The organism is Corallococcus sp. CA053C (assembly GCF_003611675.1).
Taxonomy (GTDB): domain Bacteria; phylum Myxococcota; class Myxococcia; order Myxococcales; family Myxococcaceae; genus Corallococcus.
Map to the genome: position 1 here is coordinate 1 of NZ_RAWA01000874.1, position 459 is coordinate 459.

At 71.0% G+C, this 459-nt stretch carries 1 protein-coding gene; it reads left to right on the forward strand.

The window, feature by feature from the left end; genetic code table 11:
- Positions 1-446, forward strand: a 446-nt coding sequence (locus tag D7V97_RS43675; protein ID WP_233583634.1) for a hypothetical protein, incomplete at its 5' end; no start/stop codon positions are given.
- Positions 447-459 lie beyond the last annotated feature (13 nt).

Sequence of the window (459 nt, forward strand, 5' to 3'; positions counted from 1 at the left end):
GCATCGGCACCTCGGCAACCCACATGGAGTGGTTCTACGGGCCCAAGGGTCTGCGGTTCTCCGAGGTCGGCTGCCGGCCCGCCGGGGTCGGTGCCTGGGACCTGTACGCGGCCGGCAACGACGTCGACCTCTTCACCGAGTGGGCCCGGGCCATCGTGCACGGCGACGTGCACGCCTCGCTGAGCCGGCAGTACGCCGCCGGCATGGTCGCGCTGCGCCCGACCGGCGACGGCCACATCCAGGGCTACTCCGGGGTGGAGGAGATGCAGCAGCGGTACGGCGAGTGGGTGATCGACGCCCACCTGCCCGGAGCGGGTACCGCGACCCAGGCGGTCGAGGCCGGCTACATGGCGAACGCGTACGTGCGGCTGAAGCACCCCGACTTCGACGTCCTGCGCGGCATGCTCAACGACGTCGGTGAGACGATCACCGTCCACGCCGGCTGACCGTGGACGTCAC